The organism is Speluncibacter jeojiensis (assembly GCF_029589495.1).
GTDB lineage: Bacteria > Actinomycetota > Actinomycetes > Mycobacteriales > Mycobacteriaceae > Speluncibacter > Speluncibacter jeojiensis.
In genome coordinates, this window is the sequence record NZ_JAAIVF010000003.1 from 197462 (window position 1) to 215003 (window position 17542).

19 protein-coding genes are annotated in these 17542 nt (G+C 68.4%); 16 read left to right on the forward strand and 3 right to left on the reverse strand.

What is annotated here, in order from left to right; all coding sequences use genetic code 11:
- The first annotated feature begins 69 nt into the window (after nt 1–69).
- Nucleotides 70–345, forward strand: coding sequence for a hypothetical protein (locus G4X40_RS11815; protein WP_277832700.1), 276 nt, complete (start codon nt 70–72; stop codon nt 343–345).
- 136 nt (nt 346–481) lie between these two features.
- On the opposite strand, the gene G4X40_RS11820 is transcribed toward G4X40_RS11815, so the two are convergent.
- On the reverse strand, nt 482–2251 hold the full coding sequence (locus G4X40_RS11820; RefSeq protein WP_277832702.1) for a cytochrome c biogenesis protein DipZ: 1770 nt from the start codon (nt 2249–2251) through the stop codon (nt 482–484).
- 193 nt (nt 2252–2444) lie between these two features.
- On the opposite strand from G4X40_RS11820, the gene G4X40_RS11825 reads away from it, so the two are divergent.
- The 8 genes from G4X40_RS11825 (at nt 2445) to G4X40_RS11860 (ending at nt 9585) form a co-directional block, all read left to right on the forward strand.
- The gene (locus G4X40_RS11825; RefSeq protein WP_408642183.1) at nt 2445–3104 is read left to right on the forward strand and encodes a fasciclin domain-containing protein; all 660 of its coding nucleotides are present in this window, start codon (nt 2445–2447) and stop codon (nt 3102–3104) included.
- A 301-nt stretch (nt 3105–3405) separates the two neighbouring features.
- Entirely contained in the window at nt 3406–4758 is a 1353-nt protein-coding gene (locus tag G4X40_RS11830) for an NAD(P)/FAD-dependent oxidoreductase (protein ID WP_277832703.1), read from the forward strand.
- A complete protein-coding gene (locus tag G4X40_RS11835; protein WP_277832704.1) occupies nt 4755–5480 on the forward strand; it encodes a DUF1365 domain-containing protein in 726 nt (241 codons plus the stop codon). Before G4X40_RS11830 ends, G4X40_RS11835 begins: the two co-directional genes overlap by 4 nt.
- Nucleotides 5477–6775 (forward strand): SAM-dependent methyltransferase, encoded by a 1299-nt coding sequence (locus tag G4X40_RS11840; protein ID WP_277832706.1) that lies wholly within the window; start codon nt 5477–5479, stop codon nt 6773–6775. The genes G4X40_RS11835 and G4X40_RS11840 overlap by 4 nt, the downstream gene beginning before the upstream one ends.
- A 43-nt stretch (nt 6776–6818) precedes the next feature.
- A complete protein-coding gene (gene sigK / locus G4X40_RS11845; protein ID WP_277832708.1) occupies nt 6819–7448 on the forward strand; it encodes an ECF RNA polymerase sigma factor SigK in 630 nt (209 codons plus the stop codon).
- Nucleotides 7441–8184 carry an anti-sigma factor gene (locus G4X40_RS11850; protein ID WP_277832710.1) on the forward strand — a complete coding sequence of 248 codons (744 nt, stop codon included), beginning with the start codon at nt 7441–7443 and terminating at the stop codon, nt 8182–8184. Before sigK ends, G4X40_RS11850 begins: the two co-directional genes overlap by 8 nt.
- 94 nt (nt 8185–8278) lie before the next feature.
- Nucleotides 8279–8626, forward strand: a complete 348-nt coding sequence (locus tag G4X40_RS11855; protein ID WP_277832712.1) for a hypothetical protein — start codon at nt 8279–8281, stop codon at nt 8624–8626.
- Nucleotides 8623–9585, forward strand: coding sequence for an SDR family NAD(P)-dependent oxidoreductase (locus tag G4X40_RS11860; RefSeq protein ID WP_277832713.1), 963 nt, complete (start codon nt 8623–8625; stop codon nt 9583–9585). Before G4X40_RS11855 ends, G4X40_RS11860 begins: the two co-directional genes overlap by 4 nt.
- A 106-nt stretch (nt 9586–9691) precedes the next feature.
- Here G4X40_RS11860 and G4X40_RS11865 read toward each other — a convergent pair whose 3' ends face one another.
- A complete protein-coding gene (locus tag G4X40_RS11865; RefSeq protein ID WP_277832715.1) occupies nt 9692–10618 on the reverse strand; it encodes an acyl-ACP desaturase in 927 nt (308 codons plus the stop codon).
- Between the two features lie 325 nt (nt 10619–10943).
- Here G4X40_RS11865 and G4X40_RS11870 point away from each other — a divergent pair, with 325 nt between their 5' ends.
- Genes G4X40_RS11870 through G4X40_RS11900 form a run of 7 tightly spaced genes read left to right on the forward strand, consistent with a single transcriptional unit; the run spans nt 10944 to nt 16884 of the window.
- Entirely contained in the window at nt 10944–11423 is a 480-nt protein-coding gene (locus tag G4X40_RS11870) for a DUF2000 domain-containing protein (protein ID WP_277832717.1), read from the forward strand.
- A gap of 9 nt (nt 11424–11432) precedes the next feature.
- A complete protein-coding gene (locus G4X40_RS11875) occupies nt 11433–12836 on the forward strand; it encodes a phenylacetate--CoA ligase family protein (RefSeq protein ID WP_277832719.1) in 1404 nt (467 codons plus the stop codon).
- Nucleotides 12836–13807: a branched-chain amino acid transaminase gene (locus tag G4X40_RS11880; RefSeq protein ID WP_277832721.1), complete on the forward strand. Its 972-nt coding sequence runs from the start codon at nt 12836–12838 to the stop codon at nt 13805–13807. The genes G4X40_RS11875 and G4X40_RS11880 overlap by 1 nt, the downstream gene beginning before the upstream one ends.
- The gene (locus G4X40_RS11885) at nt 13804–14412 is read left to right on the forward strand and encodes a hypothetical protein (RefSeq protein ID WP_277832722.1); all 609 of its coding nucleotides are present in this window, start codon (nt 13804–13806) and stop codon (nt 14410–14412) included. Before G4X40_RS11880 ends, G4X40_RS11885 begins: the two co-directional genes overlap by 4 nt.
- Nucleotides 14409–14777, forward strand: a complete 369-nt coding sequence (locus G4X40_RS11890; protein WP_277832723.1) for a Dabb family protein — start codon at nt 14409–14411, stop codon at nt 14775–14777. Before G4X40_RS11885 ends, G4X40_RS11890 begins: the two co-directional genes overlap by 4 nt.
- A complete protein-coding gene (locus G4X40_RS11895; protein ID WP_277832724.1) occupies nt 14774–15778 on the forward strand; it encodes an ornithine cyclodeaminase family protein in 1005 nt (334 codons plus the stop codon). Before G4X40_RS11890 ends, G4X40_RS11895 begins: the two co-directional genes overlap by 4 nt.
- Nucleotides 15775–16884 carry a histidinol-phosphate transaminase gene (locus G4X40_RS11900; RefSeq protein WP_277832725.1) on the forward strand — a complete coding sequence of 370 codons (1110 nt, stop codon included), beginning with the start codon at nt 15775–15777 and terminating at the stop codon, nt 16882–16884. The genes G4X40_RS11895 and G4X40_RS11900 overlap by 4 nt, the downstream gene beginning before the upstream one ends.
- A gap of 118 nt (nt 16885–17002) precedes the next feature.
- On the opposite strand, the gene G4X40_RS11905 is transcribed toward G4X40_RS11900, so the two are convergent.
- Entirely contained in the window at nt 17003–17434 is a 432-nt protein-coding gene (locus tag G4X40_RS11905) for a VOC family protein (RefSeq protein WP_277832727.1), read from the reverse strand.
- Between the last annotated feature and the right edge of the window lie 108 nt (nt 17435–17542).

Below are 17542 nucleotides of genomic sequence, written 5' to 3' on the forward strand. Positions count from 1 at the left end.
TGCAGTAAGCGCCCGGTCAGGTCCACGTTCAGGCCAACATCGACGAAACCCAGCGAACACACCGGACGGGTGACCGTCGCCCTCACCCCACCATTGACCCCGATCCCCCGCGCGGCCCATCCCGGCGCCGACCACGCTGGAGACGAACCCACAGGAAGTAACACCACCATGAGCGTATTCTTCTCCAGCACCCCGACTGTCGATTCAGTGACTCATCTCGATCACATGTCCACCGCTGCAACCACATTGCCGGCCACGTCGAAGGCTCAGCGCACGATGCGCGCCGTCGCGAACGCCGAAAGGAACCACATTCAGGCGGCCCGCGAGGCGCTCGGCGCGATCTGAGGTGTGAGATCTGAGAATCGACAGCGCGCAGCAACCGCAGCGCCCTGGATACCGGCAGGGCAGCACGCGTTGCCCCGCGTCGGGCCGCCGTCAATGCCCGAATTGTTCTCGGAGTTGCCGCCGGTGGCGCACGGAGCTATCCGTAGGTGAACGAGAACACCTGCATTCCTTCGCCGGGTGTGACCTGCAGCCGGCCGCGGGCGTTGTGGCCTGCGGAGACGATCTGATGCAGTGTGGGCGGGCCGCTGACGGGGATCCGGCGGGTGGTGCCGTTCTGGGTGACCGCGACCGTGCCGGTGCCGCCGACCACGAGGTAGACGTTCTCGGCGTGGTAGTCGAGTTCGATGCTCGAGTCCGGTCCGGCGGCGGTCGCGCCCTGGTGGTCAAGGGTCCACCGACCGCGGAGCGCGAAGCTGTCCGCGGGCAGCGCCGGCGGGTACGCGAACAGGGCGGTCCCCGGTTCGTACGGTGCTCCCCCGGCGTAGTTGACGACCTTGCCGACCGCCAGATAGGTCTCGGGGGTGGTGCTCACCGTGGGGGTGGTGTCCCTGACCTCGGTCCCGGCCGGCAGCGCGGCGCCGGGGTGGGCGTCGGTGAGAAGTTGCCGGATGAGCTTCTCGGTGCCGGCGTAGCCGCCCTCGCCGAACTCGATGTGCCGCACGGTGCCGGTGGCGTCGATGAGGTACTCGGCGGGCCAATAGCTGTTGCGATAGGTGGTCCAGGTCGAGTAGTTCGTGTCGAGCGCGATGGGATAGTCGATGTGCAGCCCCTTCGCCGCGGACGCCACGTTCGAGGGGACGCGCTCGAAGGCGTATTCGGGGGTGTGCACGCCGATCACCTCGAGTCCGGCGTCGCGGTAGGTGTTGTACCAGTCGACCACGTGCGGGATGGCGCGTTGGCAGTTGATGCACGAGTAGGCCCAGAAGTCGATGAGAACCACCTTGCCGCGCAGGGACTTCAGGTCGACCGGCATGCCTCCGGGGGTGTTGAGCCACGCGGTGATTCCGGTCAGTTCCGGTGCGCCGCCGCAGTTTTGCAGCTCCGCGGCGCCGTTGGTGCAGTTCGACAGCTGCCGGTTCTGGTCGGTCACGATGCCGCCCAGATCCAGCTTGTCCTGCAGCGTGTCCGCGCCGCCCACAGAGTTCTGCAGCGAACTCGTGTAGTCCGGGATCGCGCGTTGCAGGACCGCCGGGAGGTCGAACACCAACCCGACGGCGAGGGCGATCATCACGACGCCGCCCACGATGCGGATCAGGCGTTGCCGGCGGCGGAAGGCGGCGACCCGTTCGGCCACGCGCCGTCCCGCGAGCGCGAAGATCAGCAGCGGCAGTGCGGCACCGAACGCGAAGGACACCGTCAGCGCGACCGTCGACAGGCCCACGTGGCCGGTGGCGCCCGCGACGACGATCGCGGCGAGCACCGGTCCCGCGCAGGGAACGTAGAGCACGCCGAGTGCCAGCCCTAGGCCGAATCCGCTCTTGCCCTGGGCGACGGGCCGCTGCGGCAGCCGGGAGAAGGGCCGCTCGAGCAGGTGCTCGAATGCCGGGAAGATCAGTCCGAGCCCGATGAGGGTGAGCACGACCAGCCCGGCCCAGCGGATCGTGTCCTGCGGCAGGTGCAACACCGACAGCAGGGCCGAGCCGATCAGTGTGACCAGCGAGAAGCTCACCACCAGACCGGCGATCACCCGATACGGCCGCAGGGTGTCGGCGAGACTGCGCGGGGGACGGACGGCGGTGGTGGTGACGGTTCCGGCGCCCGACGGCGCTGCCGCCTCGTCCGCGGGGCTGTCACTCCGTGCGTTCTGTGCTCCGGAGAAGAAGATGACCGGCAGCACCGGCAGGATGCACGGCGAGATACCGGTGATCAGTCCGCCGACGAATCCGATGAGGACCAACGTGTACATGCCCGGTATTCGCTGCCGCGGCGCTGCCGGCTGGGTGGATCGACCCGCGAATTCCCGTCCGGATCCGCATCCGGCCGAACCGCTTCCGAAATTTTCTGTGCACCGACCCATCCGATCCCACCGGTGCGCCGAATGACGGGTGACAGTGCCGATGACCGACGGGTGACGTCCGCGGTCGACGAAGGGTGAAACGATGAAGAACCTCCAGTACAAGGCTTTCGCGGCCGTCGGTCTGGCCGCGGTCGCCGCCGTGAGCATGTCCGCATGCTCGAGCAACTCCTCGGGCAACTCGAGCAAGGCCGCCTCGCCCACGACGTCGATGCAGTCGCCGGCGATGAGCGCGCAGATGAACCCCGCCGCCGACCTGGTCGGGCCCGGGTGCGCGGACTACGCGGCGAAGGTACCGACCGGGCCGGGCTCGGTCACGGGCATGTCGACCGCACCGGTGGCGGTCGCGGCGTCGAACAACCCGCTGCTGACGACACTGGTCTCGGCGGTGTCCGGCAAGCTCAACCCGCAGGTCAATCTCGTCGACACGCTCGACGGCGGACAGTTCACCGTGTTCGCGCCGGTCGACTCGGCGTTCGCGAAGATCGACCCCGCCACGATCGACTCGCTCAAGACGAACGCGGACGAACTCACGAAGATCCTGACCTACCACGTGGTTCCGGGCCAGCTCAGCCCCGCGCAGATCGACGGCACCCACAAGACCGTCGAGGGGTCGACCGTCACCGTCACGGGGACCGGCGACAACATGAAGGTCGACGGCGCCTCGGTGATCTGCGGCGGCGTGCACACCGCGAACGCGACCGTCTACCTGGTCGACTCGGTCCTCATGCCGCCCGCACAGTAACCGGCACCGACAACACGACGACACCCCTGCCTCCGACGGATCCGGGGGTGTCCCCTGATCGAGGTGACCGCGCACGTCGACACCTCACCTGCGATGTACCGGGCCAGGGAGTGGAACCAGACCTCCGCTCCGGCAATCCGCGCGTCGTGGGTGTGAACGTCGGCAACCTGCCCTTGCGGTTCACCTCCTCCGGTGGCCCAGCCCCTACTCCGAGGGGTTGGGCCACCGACCTGTTCGCCCCCGAGTCCCGCCGCCGGCGGGCGCGACCCATCCGCATCCGCGTCGGCTCCGAACAACAGGCATGCAGGAGACGACAGCAGCTGCCGGGCGGCGGATCGCGGTGATCGGCGCCGGGGTGTCCGGGTTGACCGCCGCGTGGGTGCTCGCCCGCACCGCGGAGGTGACCTTGTTCGAGGCGCAGCCGCGGCTCGGCGGGCATGCCCACACCCATCAGGTGAGCGCCCGCTCGGGTGAATCATCCACGGTCGGTGTCGATTCCGGGTTCATCGTGCACAACGACCGCACCTATCCGACGCTGTTGCGATTGTTCGACGAACTCGGCGTCGCCACCCAGGAATCGGACATGTCCATGTCGGTGCGGTGCGATGGCTGCGGCCTGGAGTACGCCGGCGCGAAGGGCCTGCGGGGGCTGTTCGCCGAGCCGCGTGCGCTGGCACGGCCGCAGTACCTGCGCATGCTCGCCGAGGTCACCCGGTTCCACCGGTTGGCGCGGGCCGAACTCGACTCCGCCGCCGGCGACCCCGACGCCACGCCCGAGCGCACGCTCGGGGTGTTTCTCGCGGCGGCGCGGTTCACCCCGTACTTCACCGCGCACTTCATGGTGCCGTTGGTCGCCGCGGTGTGGTCGTGTCCGCCGGACGTCGCGCTGGACTATCCGGTCCGGTACCTGCTGCGGTTCCTCGACCACCACGGCATGCTCACCGTGTTCGGTTCTCCGACGTGGCGCACCGTCACCGGCGGTTCGGCACGCTATGTCCAGGCGGTCGCCGAGCGACTGCACGTCGTGCGGCCCGGCGCGCCGGTACGGACGGTGCAGCGCCACGCCGACGGGGTCGCGGTGCGTGATGGCGACGATCGGGTCGAGTTCTTCGACGCCGCGGTCGTCGCCACCCACCCCGCTCAGGCCCTGACGTTGCTCGAATCGCCGACCACCGCCGAGATCGATGTGCTGGGGGCGCTGCCGTATTCGGTCAACCACACCGTGCTGCACACGGACACCTCGGTACTGCCCCGGCGCGCCGGCGCCCGGGCGTCGTGGAACTATCGGCTCCCGCACTGCCACACCCGCCCGGACAGGGTGCTGGTGAGCTACGACCTGAGCCGGTTGCAGCGCCTCGACGGGCACGCGGACCGGCGCTTCGTCGTGACGGTCGGCGACGGCGACCGCGTCGATCCGGCGGCGGTGATCGACACCATGGTCTACGAGCATCCGCAGTACACCCCGGATTTCCTTGCCGCCCAGTACCGACTGCCGCAGCTCGGCGATCATCGGCTGGTGTTCGCCGGCGCATATCACGGCTGGGGCTTTCACGAGGACGGCGCGCTGTCCGGGTCCGTCGCGGCCGCGAGACTCGGCGGCGTCTGGCGCGGTCCCGCCCCGGAACTGCGCACCGCGGCCGGGAGGCCGGCATGAGCGCGCCGCAGATCGTTCGCACCCGGATCCGCCACGTGCGCCGCGAACCGGTCCGGCACGAGTTCGCCTATCGCAGCTACAGCTGGCTCGTCGACCTCGACGACCTGCCGCGACTGCCCAGGCCGTTGCGGCCGCTGGCCCGCTTCCGGGCCCGCGACCACCTCGGTGATCCGCATGCGAGCCTGCGCACCAACATCGACCGCTATCTGCGCGGCGAGGGCATCGAGCTGACCGGTGGACGGGTCCGGATGCTGACCAATGCCCGGGTGCTGGGCTTCGTGTTCAACCCGCTGACCGTGTACTGGTGCCACGACCGCGCCGGCGCCCTGGCGTGTGTCGTCGCCGAGGTGCACAACACCTACGGCGAACGGCACCGCTACCTGCTGCGTACCGACGGCCACGGCAACGCCACCGTCGCGAAGTCCTTCTACGTGTCGCCGTTCAATTCCGTCAGCGGCACCTACCGGCTACACGTTCCCGAACCGGCCGCCCGGCTCGGCATCGCGATCACCCTGCTGGACCCGGCGGGCACCACGGTGTTCGCCGCGACCATGACCGGCCGGGTGCATCCGGCCGACAACCGCACCGTACTGCGGGCACTGCTGGCGGTCCCCGGCGCGCCGATGCTCGTGGCACTGCTGATCCGCTGGCAGGGCCTTCGACTGTGGTTACGCCGTCTGCCGATCCAACCCCGACCTCACTTCCAGGAGAGCGTGCAATGAGCACCGACCAGGCCCACCTCGCGCCGCGCAGCGACGCCGCCGCCTCGCCGCGGTGGAGCGCGGTCACCACCGTCCCGCGGGGGCCCCGCGCCCGAGTCGGCGCGCCCGTCGCCGCCGCCCTTTTCCGCCGCGCGGTCCGGAACCTGCCGCTGCGCGTGGAGTATCCGGACGGGACCCTCCTCGGCGCCGGGTCCCGGTCGGGCGAGGCGACACCACGGATGTTGGTCCATCGGCCCGGCGAGTTCTTCGCCCGTGTCGCGGACAGCGGACTGATCGGTTTCGGCGAGGCCTACATGGCCGGAGACTGGTCGGCGCCCGACCTCACCGCGGTCCTGACCGTGCTCGCCTCCCGCATCGCGACGCTGATCCCGCCGCCGCTGCAGCACCTGCGCGCGGTGTGCCTGCCCCGCCGGCCGCGCGCCGACCGCGGAACCCGCGCCGGCGCCCGCGCGAACATCTCCCACCACTACGACCTGTCGAACGAGTTCTTCAGCCTGTTCCTCGACGACACCATGACCTACTCGTCGGCGCTGTTCGCCCCGTCCGCTCCGGCTCCGGTCTGGTCGGATCTGGCCGCCGCGCAGCGGCGCAAGATCGACGCACTGCTCGACGCCGCCGGCGTCACGGCCGGCACGCGTCTCCTCGAGATCGGTACCGGCTGGGGCGAATTGGCCATCCGGGCCGCGCGACGGGGGGCCCGGGTGCACACCGTCACCCTCTCGCGCGAGCAGCAACTGCTCGCTCGCGAACGCATCGCCGCCGCGGGACTGTCGGGCCAGGTCACGGTCGCGCTGCAGGACTATCGGGACGTGACCGGCAGATTCGACGCGGTCGTCTCGGTGGAGATGATCGAGGCCGTCGGCCACGAATACCTGCCGATCTACCTGCGCACCCTCGACCGTCTGCTCGACGAGGACGGCCGGATCGCGTTACAGGCCATCACGATGCCGCACGACCGGATGCTCGCCACCCGCCGCACGTACACGTGGGTGCACAAGTACATCTTTCCCGGCGGATTCCTGCCGTCGGTCGAACTGCTCGAGCAGCTCACCGCCGAGCACACCGGATTGCGGATCCGCGATGCGCGCGGCTTCGGACACGACTACGCGCAGACCCTGCGTCTGTGGTCGCAGCGGTTCACCGCGCACACCGGCGGCGCAGAGGCGCTGGGCTTCGACCGGATCTTCCGCCGCATGTGGCGGCTGTATCTCGCCTATTCCGAGGCCGGATTCGCCTCCGGCTATCTCGACGTCCACCATTTCGTCCTCGACCGGGAGCCGATCCGTGAGCCGTGACAAGCGGGGTTCGCTCGCCGGCCCGGTGTGCGACGATGCACCGATGGACTCACCCCGGAGCGTCGACCGCGAGACAGAGGACGCTCCCTCGTGCCCGGTGCCCGGCCGACGCCCCGCAGACGACCGTCTCGCGGATCGCCTGGCCGCGGTCGCCTGCGGAGATCGTGCGGCGTTCGCCGAGTTCTATGACAGCACCTGCGCGCGGGTCTTCGGGTTGGCGACGCGCGTGCTGCGCAATCCCGCTCTCGCCGAAGAGGTCACGCAGGAGGTCTACCTGCAGGTGTGGTCGACAGCCGCGCGCCAGTACGACCCGCGTCAGGCGAGCCCGATCGGGTGGCTGATGACATTGACACACCGGCGCAGCGTCGACCGCGTCCGCTCGGAGCAGTCCGCCGCCGACCGCAACCACGTCTACGGCAGTGCCCACCTGGGTCGCGAACACGACGTGGTCGCCGAACAGGTCGACCAGCGTCTCGACGAACAGCAGGTGGTGGACTGCCTCGATTCGCTGACCGCGACCCAACGGGAGGTCATCGGCCTGGCCTACTACAGCGGGCGCACCTACCGCGAGGTCGCCGAGCACCTGGCGGTGCCGCTGCCCACCGTCAAGTCCCGCATCCGGGACGGACTGATCCGACTGAAGAACTGTCTGGGGGTGAACACCGATGCCTGACAACCACACCGACGACGGGCTCCTCGAGCTCGCGTACCCGTACGCGCTCGACGCCGTGTCCGAATCCGAACGTCACGACATCGTCGGCAGGCTCGGGTCAGCCGACCCGCAGACGGCCCGCAGCTTCGGCCGCATCGTGGCGGACGTGCACGAGACGATGGCGTTGATCGGCGTCGCCGACACCGTCGCGCCGGCACCGCGCCTGCGAGAGAACCTGCTCACCGCCATCGACGAGTCGCATCGGCCCGCGCCGGATGATCTCGAGCGCAGGCGCGTCGAGCGACGCCGGCGGCGGATCGCCCGCGTCGTCGTGGCCGCGGCCGCAGCGGTCGCCATCGGTCTCGGGGCAGCAGCCGTGACCGGCCAGTTCACCGCGCACACCCCGTCGGAGCCGACGGTCGCGCAGGTCATGGCCAGCCCCGACACGCACACCGCCACGGCCGCCGTGGCCGGCGGCACAATCACCGTGAGCGCTTCGGCCCACTCGAACGCCGCGGTCGTGTCGATGGCGAACGTGCCACCACCGCCGGCCGGCCACGTCTACCAGATGTGGTTCATGCCGCCCGTCGGCGCGCCCCGCTCGGCGGGCACGATGAGCGCCACCACCATGCCGCCGCCCGGCGGTGAGGTGATCCCCGCACTGGACGCCGCGACGTCGGTGGCGGTCACCGTCGAGCCCGGCACCGGGTCCGATCAGCCCACCAGCGCTCCCGTTGTCACGGTGCCACTGGCCTGACCGCGCGAGCCGCCCCGCCGCACCGACCCATCCGGCGGGGCGGCGGCCACGAACCCCAGGTGTGCCCTGTCCGGCGAAACGCAGGAGTGGACCTATGACGATCGCCACCGGTAGCGGCGAATCCGATGAACTCGCCGCCGGCCTGCTCGCCCAGTGGCCGGCGGTACACACCGACGCGGCGGTGTGGGCGTACCGCATCGTGGATGTACTCGGCTACCGGCGATCGCGCAGCGCCGGCGATCCACCACGGTTCGCCAGCACACATGCAGAACGGCTGACCACGCAACTGCCCGCGATATGGCCCGACATGTCGTTGGTGGCACCGGCGCTGGGCGAGCTGGTCGTCGACACCTTCGGGTATCGGCAGCACCCGATGGCATCACCCGCGCCCGGCGCTGGATCCCACCGGCGGGCACGTCGCCGCCAGGGCGGTGTGACATGACCGTCACCGCCGCCCTCGACACCGTCCTCGACCGGACGATCGTCCCCGGGTACTCCCGACTGGGCTACGCCGTGCGCAGCCGCACGTGGCGGGCAGGCGATCCCCCGGCCGCTGCGCTGGCGGGGGCAACGGTGCTCGTCACGGGCGCGAACTCCGGCATCGGCAAGGCCGTCGCGGCCGCCGCAGCACGCCTGGGGGCCACGGTGCTGATGACCGTCCGCAACCGGCAACGGGGTGAATCCGCACGCCGGGAACTGCTGCGCGACAACCCCGAGGCTGACCTGGTCGTCGAGCGGTGCGACGTCTCGGACCTCGCCGACGTGCGCGAATTCGCCGCCGGCCTGATGGGCCGTCACGGCCGGATCGACGCGCTGATCCACAACGCCGGCGTGCTGCCACCGGCCCGTGCCGAGACCGGCCAGGGACATGAGTTGTCTTTGGCCACCCACGTTCTCGGCCCGCTGCTGCTCACCGAACTGCTGCTGCCGGCGCTGGCCGAGGCGCCAAGCCCGAGGGTCGTGCTGATGTCCTCGGGCGGAATGTATGCCCAGCCGCTGCCGTCCGGTGATCTCGAATACCGCCGCGGCGCCTACCGCGGTGCCACCGCCTACGCACGCAGCAAACGGATCCAGGTCGCATTGACGCCGATCCTCTCGCGGCGCTGGGTCGAACACCGGGTCACGGTCGCCGCGATGCATCCGGGCTGGGTGGACACACCCGGCCTCGCGCAGTCGCTCCCGCTGTTCAGGCGCATCACCGCTCCCCTGCTCCGCACCGCGCGGCAGGGTGCGGACACGGCCGTCTGGCTCGCCGCCACCACCCCCGCACCGCCTTCCGGACATTTCTGGCACGACCGTCGCATCCGGCCGACGCACTACCGGCGCGCGACCCGGGCCACCCAGGACGAGGTGGACCGGGTGTGGGGGTACTGCGCCCGCGCGGCCGGACTCGACCCGTAAGGTGCATTCTGATTCCGCGCAGTGCCGCGGTTTCGAGGCGAGAATTGATTGCGGGACCGAGATTCGCTGGGTCCCGCCGGGGGCCGTCGACTCGATAACAGCGCCCTTACACTGCGCGGTCGAGCAGGCGTTCGCGCCGTTCCTCGAAGCGATCGGCTTTGGTCTCGAGGTCTTCCAGAAGTGCGGCAATGTCGTCGCGGGCGTGCTCGCCTTCGCTGCCGAAGTCTGTGCGTTCGAAGATCCGCCAGTGTTGCAGTACCGGGCGGATCACCTCGTCGACGTGTATGCGGGGATCGTAGATTCCCGCCTTGGCGATGGTGACGGCGTTACGCCGAAAGTCGGGCATCCCGGTGCCGGGCATCTGGAATGAGCCCAGCACGTCTACCAACGCGCGCATCATCGTGTCCGGTTGCAGGTCGAACGCCGCAGACGTCAGGTTGCGGTAGAAGACCATGTGCAGGTTCTCGTCGACCGCCACCCGCTGCAGCATTCGGTCGGCGATCGGCTCGCCGCACACCTTGCCGGTGTTGTGGTGGCTCACTCGGGTGGCGAGTTCTTGGACGGTGACGTACGCAAGGGTGTGCAGTACGCCTTTGTCGGTTGCGGGGACGAATCCGGTGGTCATGTTTTCCATGCGTGCACGTTCGAGAGCGACCGGGTCGACACCGCGGGTGACAACCAGGTAGTCCCGGATCACGATGGCGTGTCGGTTCTCCTCGGCGGTCCAGCGCCCCACCCACGTGCCCCAGGCTCTGTCGAGGGAGAAGTTCTCGGCGATCTCGCGGTGATAAGACGGGAGGTTGTCCTCGGTGAGCAGATTCGTCACCATTGCGGCTTTGGCTGCCTTGTCCAGGCCCGATTGGTCGGGGTCCCAATCGGTTCCCCCGAGAGCACGGAAGTTGCGGCCCTCGCCCCAGGGAACGTAGTCGTGGGGATGCCATGTTTTGGCCAACGCCAGGTGGCGGTTGAGGTTCGCCTCCACTACGGGTTCGAGTTCCTTGAGCAGTTCCTGTTCGGTCAGTTCACGGGGCATCTTTTGGTGACCTCCGATCAGCACGGATCCTCCGGCTGCATCGACTTTGTCAAATACGGTGTGGTGCACTGGATTTCGCCGTTCGTTTCCCACGGCAACTACGCCACTGGTCGAGTCAGGACTCGTACTCGGCTGTGACCGGTCAGGCGGACTTCACCAGGTGCTACTGCGCCACTTCGCGTGGCAGACACCACCCCAGCGCGACATGTGACGACGATGACCTCATGCGTGAGATCGGAATAGTCGGTGGTCGTTTCCCCGATCCTGGTTCCGGTGTCGGTCAATCAGCCTACCCTGGCAGAGGCGGGAGCGCTGAGAGGCGGTGATGACACTGCGCAATGCGGTGCAGGGAATGTCCGTCCCCGACGCGGCGATGCGCCGCACCGTTTTCGACGCGGCCACCGACAAGTCTGTGGTGCTGGTCGATGCGGCGCTGCCGATTGGTCTGGCCTCGAACGCGGTGAGCGTGGTCGGGGTGTCCATGGGATGCGAGGTGCGTGGCCTTGTGGGGCCGGCTCTGTCGAGCCGCGATGGTCACCGCTACCCCGGTGTGGTGCTCGCGCCACTGCCGATCCTGGCCGCTTCGCAGGCCGAACTCGTGTCGCGGTACCTGTGGGCTGCCGACCACCGTGAGATGACGGTCTTCCCGTTCAGCAGCCTGGCGCAGTCCTGCCGGACGTACCTCGAGTATGAGCAGGCCTTGGCGGCGGCGGACAGCGCCGATATCCCGCTCTCGGCGGTCGGCATCATCGGCCCGAAGAAGTCCGTGAACAAGATGGTGGGCAGCTTCCCCCTATTGAGGTAGGAGAGCAGCTTGTACTCAATCTTTCACCCCGAGCTCACGCAACTGGCGCTTCGGGTTCTGCGCGAACAACGCGCCTACGAGCGCGGCGACTACCAGGTGGAGACGGTGCGCGCGTTCCAACGTGAACGCCTGAACGTGGCCCTCAGCAGGGCATACGCCGATTCGGTCTTCTATCGCCGCCGTCTGGGCGAGTTCATGGCCACTCATCCACAGGGATGCGCGCTCTCCGATGTCGCGCAGATCCCGTTCACCACCAAGGACGATCTGCGGACCGCGCAGCATGACCTCGCCTGCGGACCGCTCGACGGCGCGTGGGTGTATTACGAGACGACCGGCACCACCGGACCGTCGACGCCGTGCCCACGCAACGAGGTCGACTCGATCGCGAACAACACCGCGTTGATCCTGCGTTACGGCGAAGTCCTGTCCCGGCATGGGGACCGGCACATCATCGCGGTGATGGGGCCGACCGAGTTGCATTCGACGGGCGACACCTTCGAGGACGTCTTCCGCGCGCTCGGACACACGGTGGTCAAGATGTGGCCGCGATCGCCGTTGGTGGGCCCAGAGCGGGCGTTGGGACTGATCGCAGATTTGGGGGTCACCGCGGTGGTGTGCACTCCAGGTGTTGCCATCGAGCTGGCGCGGCATGTGATCCGCGCCGGCCGCGACCCACGGACGCTGGGATTGCAGGTGATCTTCGCGCTCGGGGAGTTGAGCACCCCGGAGATGCTCGAGAACATCGGCGGGATCTGGGGCGCGGCCATATACAACTGCATGTACGCCTCACAGGAGGCCTCGATCCTGGCGGTCGTGTGCCCCGATGGGCGTCAGCGCACGGTGCCGTTGAACAACTACTACGAGCTCATCGACCCCGAGACCGACGAGGTCATCGATGTTCCGGTGGACAACGCGGTCACCGGTGAGATGGTGGTCACGAACCTCTACCGCGGCCACAAGCCCCTGATTCGTTACCGCACCGGCGACATGGTGACCGCGACCGCAGAGCCCAGCGGCGGCTGGGTAATCGAACCGGTGGGCCGAATCCGCGACACCGTGCAACTCGGCGGCCGGTCCTTCACTGCCTACGAGGTCGAAAGAGCCGTGTTCACCCACGCCACGGGTTGTCTCGACTACCAGATGGCCCTCACCAGCGACGACGGGGAGGAGACACTCGACATCGTCGTGGAGCTGCCCTACGAGCACGACGATGCGCAGGTGCGAGGCCTGGAAAGGCAGATCCAAGCCGAACTCGGCGTACGCACGGTGGTGCGGCGCGGCCACACCGACGGCATCGCCGGCACGGGTGCGATGGTCAGTTGGAAGGCCGCGCGATTCCACGATCGGCGCGGCGGACCGGTCGACGCTGAACGCGCAGCGGCGGAGCGGCTCTCGGCGAGCAGGAAACGCTGATGCCGCCGCTACGGCTCGACGGGACTCCCGCGGTCTATCACAACGGGGTGATGATCCCTGCCGGTCAGGCGCAGGTACCGGTCACCAACCAGGCGCTGAACTACGGAACCGGTGTATTCGAGGGCATCCGCGCCTACGCCGACCACAGCGGTGGCGCACTGAATCTGTTCCGCCTGTCCGATCATCTTGAACGTCTGCACCGTTCGGCGCGGCTGATGCGGCTGGATCTCGACCTGACCACCGCGCAGCTGACCGACCTCGTCATCGAGTTGCTCGTGGCCAACGACACGGTGCGCGACACCTATGTGCGGCCGCTCGCCTACAAGGGCGCACTGCTGCCCGGTACCGGATTCGGTGTCCGTCTCGCCGGGGTGAGCACCGAGTTCGCGGTCACCACAGTGCCGATGGGCAGCTACACCAACCCTGTCGGGTTGCGGTGCGCGGTCAGTTCCTGGCGCCGGATACCGGGGTCCGCGCTTCCCGCAGCCGCGAAAATCACCGGAGGCTACGCCAACAACGCGCTCGCGATGGACCAGGCGCAGGCGGCCGGCCTCGACGACGCGGTCATGCTCAACGCCGGCGGCACCGTGGCGGAGGCGAGCACCGCGAACATCTTCGTCGTCCGGGACGGTCGGTTGATCACACCGCCCCCGGGCGCGGACATATTGCCGGGCATCACCCGGGCGACCGTTCTCGAACTCGCCGCACGCGAGCTTGCCCTCCCGGTCGTCGAGCGCGAGGTGCAGCCGGCAGAACTGTATGGCGCCGATGAGTGCTTCCTCGCCGGCACTGGGGTTCAGATCGCGCCGGTCGTCGAGGTCGACCGTCGCCCGGTCGGTAACGGCGAGGTGGGGCCGCTCACAAGCGAGATCCGGCAGTTGTACACGGACGCGGTGCGCGGGGTCCTCCCGCGCTATCACCACTGGTTGACGCCCGTCCCGGTCCCTGACAGAAACGGTGGAACGTCATGACGCAGACCGATCAACAAGCGAGCACCGTCCTTGACCTCGGACTCGAGCCGAGCCAGGCCATGACCGTCGCGACCCTCGGCCCACCCGGGACAAGCAGCGAGGCCAGTGCTCGATATCTGCTCGACTGGGCCAGCCGCCACCTCGATTCCCCGGACGGTGCTGTGCAGTTGCACACCACCTACGAACACGCCGCCGAGGCCGTGCTCACCGACGCCGCCACACACCTGTTGGTGGCCAACGCGTACGGCCAGATCAGCCGCTTCTACATGGACCCGAAGCTGTCCATCGGCGCGGCCTACCGGTTCAACACCCCCGACTACGGGCTCGCCAAGGCCCGCGGCACGCAGGTTCCCGCGCGGATCGACGTCGCCACCCACCCCTCGCCCATCCCCCTGATCGAGGAACTGCTGCCCGACGGTATGGAAGTGTCCGCGGTGGTGCCGATGCTCTCGACCAGCGCCGCGGCCGCATCTGTGGCCGCCGGACAGATGACGGTGGCGCTGACCACCGACGTAGCAGCCAAAATATATGATCTCGAGTTCATTTCACCGGTGCGCCCGATCGAAATGCTCTGGACCGCCTTTACCCGGACGCGTTCGGCATGATCCGCCACATCGTGTTGTTCACCCTCCACGAGGGCGTGTCCTGGCACGACCCCCGAGCGGTGCATGCCGTGGAGATCGCAGGCCGCGTCGGCAACGAGGTGCCCGAACTGCTCAGTTGGTACGCGGGCAAGAACATTTCGGACCGGGCCGTCGCCTGCGACTTCGTCGTGGTCGGCCTTCTGCGCGACCCGCACGATCTCGAACGGTATCTCGACAATCCGTTCCACCAACAAGCCATCCGCATCTGGCGGGAGATCAGCGATTGGGTCATCGCGGACGTCGTCGAGGAAGACGCGGTAACCCTCACTCGAACGAACCCCCGAGAGCACGAGGAAACGAACACACGCGAGGGAGCGAACACATGACCGAACCCGCGCCGCCATCGTTCCTGGACTCCGAAGCGGTGCGCGCAGCGCTGCCGATGGCCAAGGCGATCGAGCTGATGGACACTGCGATGCGCCGCTACTGCTCCGGGCAGGTGACCCAACCGCTGCGCACGATCATCCGGCCCCAGACCGAAACCGGATTGCTCGGCACGATGCCCTGCCACGTCGCCGGCGACGAATACTGCGGCTTCGGCCTCAAGGCGATGGTGCTGCGCCCCGAAAACCCGGCCCAGGGCCTGCCACTGCACATCGGTGTCGTCATGGTGTTCGACCCCGACACCGGCGCCCCGTCCGCCGTCATGGATGCGGGCGCGATCACCGCCATCCGCACCGCCGCGGTGTCCGCGGTCGCAACACGTGCACTCTCGACGGCCGGGGCCGGCGATCTGGCCATACTCGGCGCCGGCGTTCAGGCCCGCAGCCACCTCGAGGCGATGGCCGCCGTGCGACCCTTGCGCCGGGTGCGGGTATGGAACCGCACCCACGAGAACGCGATCGACTACCAGAACTGGGCAGCGGCATGGCTCGACGTACCCGTCGAGGTCATGGACGACCCCGCCGCCGCACTCGACGGCGCCGACCTGATCTGCACCACCATGGCCACCAAAGAACCCCTCGTGGAGGCACCGTGGCTGGCCGCCGGCGCCCACCTCAACGCCGTCGGCGGATCCTTCGCCGACGCCCGCGAACTCACCTCCGACGCCGTCGCCCGCACCACGATCGTCGTCGACAGCCTCGAATCGGCGCTCGCCGAATCCGGAGACCTGCGCCATCCCCTACAGGAAGGCCTGATCGCGCAGCGAAGCGTCACCACACAACTCGGTGAGGTGCTCCTCGGGGACCGCCCCGGCCGCACGACGGACCATGAGATCACCCTGTTCAAATCCCTCGGACTCGCCGTCGAAGACATCATGTCCGGCCTCTACATCGCCGAAACACTCTCCGGGGCAACCGAACCGGGAAGCGAGGGCAGACGATGAGCAGACTGCAAGGCGACGGCCCACGGCCACGTCCGGCGCTGGACTCGGTCGCCCGATACGTTCCCCAACCCCCCAAGGCACCCGCGGGCGTTCTCCCGCACCGCCTGTTCCTCAACGAGAACCCCTATCCCCCGCTGCCCTCGGTACTCGCCGTGATCAACGACGCCGCCACCGGCATCAATCGGTACCCCGACATCGAACCCACCACCTTGATCGCTGCGCTCGCCCGCCGCCACAGCTGTCATACGGACGACATCCTCACCGGCCCCGGCACCATGGGCATCTACCAGCAGATCGCGCAGGCGATGCTGCGCCCCGGCGACGACATCGTCTACGCCTGGCCCTCATTCGAGGCCTTCCCGATCGTCGCCGCCATCGCCGGATGCACCACGCGCGAGGTCCCGCTGCGTGATCACCACCACGACCTCCAGGCCATCGCGGAGGCCATCGGCGAGCGCACACGCGCTGTATTCGTGTGTAATCCGAACAACCCGACCGGCACCCTCATCCCCGGCGACGACCTACAAGCCTTCCTCGAGCAGATCCCCGACGACGTCCTCGTCCTCATCGACGAGGCCTACGCCGAATTCGTGCCCGACCACCAGGGCCCATCAGGGCTCGACCTCTACCGCCGATTCCGCAACGTCGTCGTCCTGCGAACCTTCTCCAAGGCCTACGGCCTGGCCGGGCTACGCGTCGGCTACGGCCTCGCCCACCCCACACTTGCCGGCGCCTTCCGCAAATGCGCGGTGCCCTGCGGCGTCAGCACGATCGCCATCGCCGCCGCACTACGCTCACTCGAGGCCGAAGACGAGCTGTTCGAGCGCGTCCGCCACGTCATCGACGCCCGCGATCGGCTCGGCGCCGAACTTTCCCACATGGGACTACGCGTCCCCACGAGCGCGGCGAACTTCCTGTGGATCGATATCGGTGCACACGCCGCCGAACTCGGAACCCAGATCGAATCCTCCGGCATCCTCGCCCGTGTGGTGCCTGACCACGGTATCCGGCTCACCATCGGCGACAAGCGAGCCAACACCGACGCGGAATGGGCGCTCGGGGGCGCCTTGGCAACCTCGGAAACGTGGGGCCGCAGCTTCTACTGACAACCGAGACCCGAGCGGTTTCAGATAGTCGCCGCATGCCACAACGCGGCCGTTCGGGACTGCTGCAAGATCAGGTGACAGTTCGGTCACGGGTGTGCCCGACTGGGCACGCCGTCGGTCAGTTCAGCGGCGCGGTGAGCTCGACGTTGATGTCGTCCGGATCCTGGAAGGACAAGATGGCGATGCCGGCGGCGGTAAGGTCGGTGACTTCGCCGTGCTCGATACCCGCATCTGTCAGCGCGGCCGCGGCCCGTTCGAGCTCGGCGCGCGATGCGACCGCGAAGCTGACATGATCCAGCCCGGTGCGATTCGGGTCGAACGTTTCTTGGCCGACCGGTCGCAACCCAAACAGTGTTCCCTGTGGAGTTTGATAAATAGTCCCGCCGTAGAAACGTTCCGGCGACTCGCGCACGCCCGGCTCCGCGACCGCACTCGACTCGTCGACCGCCACAGGCCAACCGAAGACCCGGTCGTAAAATTGCTTCGACCGGGCAATATCGGTGACCGTGATCCGAACATGTGCGTAACCCGAACTCGTGATCAGTGCCATTGACCCACTGTAGTCGGAACGACCCCCGGGTCACCGCGAAACGTTGGCCGCACCGCGTCACTGCGCACCGGATGCCCCTCGGTGGTCACCGAATCCCAACTCGCCCAA

Excerpts from the sequence above, each read along its gene's own strand:
- sigK (WP_277832708.1), top strand. The coding sequence starts at position 6,819 with ATGGACTCACCCCGGAGCGTCGACCGCGAGACAGAGGACGCTCCCTCG.
- G4X40_RS11905 (WP_277832727.1), bottom strand. The coding sequence starts at position 17,434 with ATGGCACTGATCACGAGTTCGGGTTACGCACATGTTCGGATCACGGTC.
- G4X40_RS11865 (WP_277832715.1), bottom strand. The coding sequence starts at position 10,618 with ATGCCCCGTGAACTGACCGAACAGGAACTGCTCAAGGAACTCGAACCC.
- G4X40_RS11890 (WP_277832723.1), top strand. The coding sequence starts at position 14,409 with ATGATCCGCCACATCGTGTTGTTCACCCTCCACGAGGGCGTGTCCTGG.
- G4X40_RS11895 (WP_277832724.1), top strand. The coding sequence starts at position 14,774 with ATGACCGAACCCGCGCCGCCATCGTTCCTGGACTCCGAAGCGGTGCGC.
- G4X40_RS11880 (WP_277832721.1), top strand. The coding sequence starts at position 12,836 with ATGCCGCCGCTACGGCTCGACGGGACTCCCGCGGTCTATCACAACGGG.
- G4X40_RS11820 (WP_277832702.1), bottom strand. The coding sequence starts at position 2,251 with ATGTACACGTTGGTCCTCATCGGATTCGTCGGCGGACTGATCACCGGT.
- G4X40_RS11840 (WP_277832706.1), top strand. The coding sequence starts at position 5,477 with ATGAGCACCGACCAGGCCCACCTCGCGCCGCGCAGCGACGCCGCCGCC.
- G4X40_RS11825 (WP_408642183.1), top strand. The coding sequence starts at position 2,445 with ATGAAGAACCTCCAGTACAAGGCTTTCGCGGCCGTCGGTCTGGCCGCG.
- G4X40_RS11850 (WP_277832710.1), top strand. The coding sequence starts at position 7,441 with ATGCCTGACAACCACACCGACGACGGGCTCCTCGAGCTCGCGTACCCG.
- G4X40_RS11830 (WP_277832703.1), top strand. The coding sequence starts at position 3,406 with ATGCAGGAGACGACAGCAGCTGCCGGGCGGCGGATCGCGGTGATCGGC.
- G4X40_RS11855 (WP_277832712.1), top strand. The coding sequence starts at position 8,279 with ATGACGATCGCCACCGGTAGCGGCGAATCCGATGAACTCGCCGCCGGC.
- G4X40_RS11860 (WP_277832713.1), top strand. The coding sequence starts at position 8,623 with ATGACCGTCACCGCCGCCCTCGACACCGTCCTCGACCGGACGATCGTC.
- G4X40_RS11835 (WP_277832704.1), top strand. The coding sequence starts at position 4,755 with ATGAGCGCGCCGCAGATCGTTCGCACCCGGATCCGCCACGTGCGCCGC.
- G4X40_RS11900 (WP_277832725.1), top strand. The coding sequence starts at position 15,775 with ATGAGCAGACTGCAAGGCGACGGCCCACGGCCACGTCCGGCGCTGGAC.
- G4X40_RS11885 (WP_277832722.1), top strand. The coding sequence starts at position 13,804 with ATGACGCAGACCGATCAACAAGCGAGCACCGTCCTTGACCTCGGACTC.
- G4X40_RS11870 (WP_277832717.1), top strand. The coding sequence starts at position 10,944 with ATGACACTGCGCAATGCGGTGCAGGGAATGTCCGTCCCCGACGCGGCG.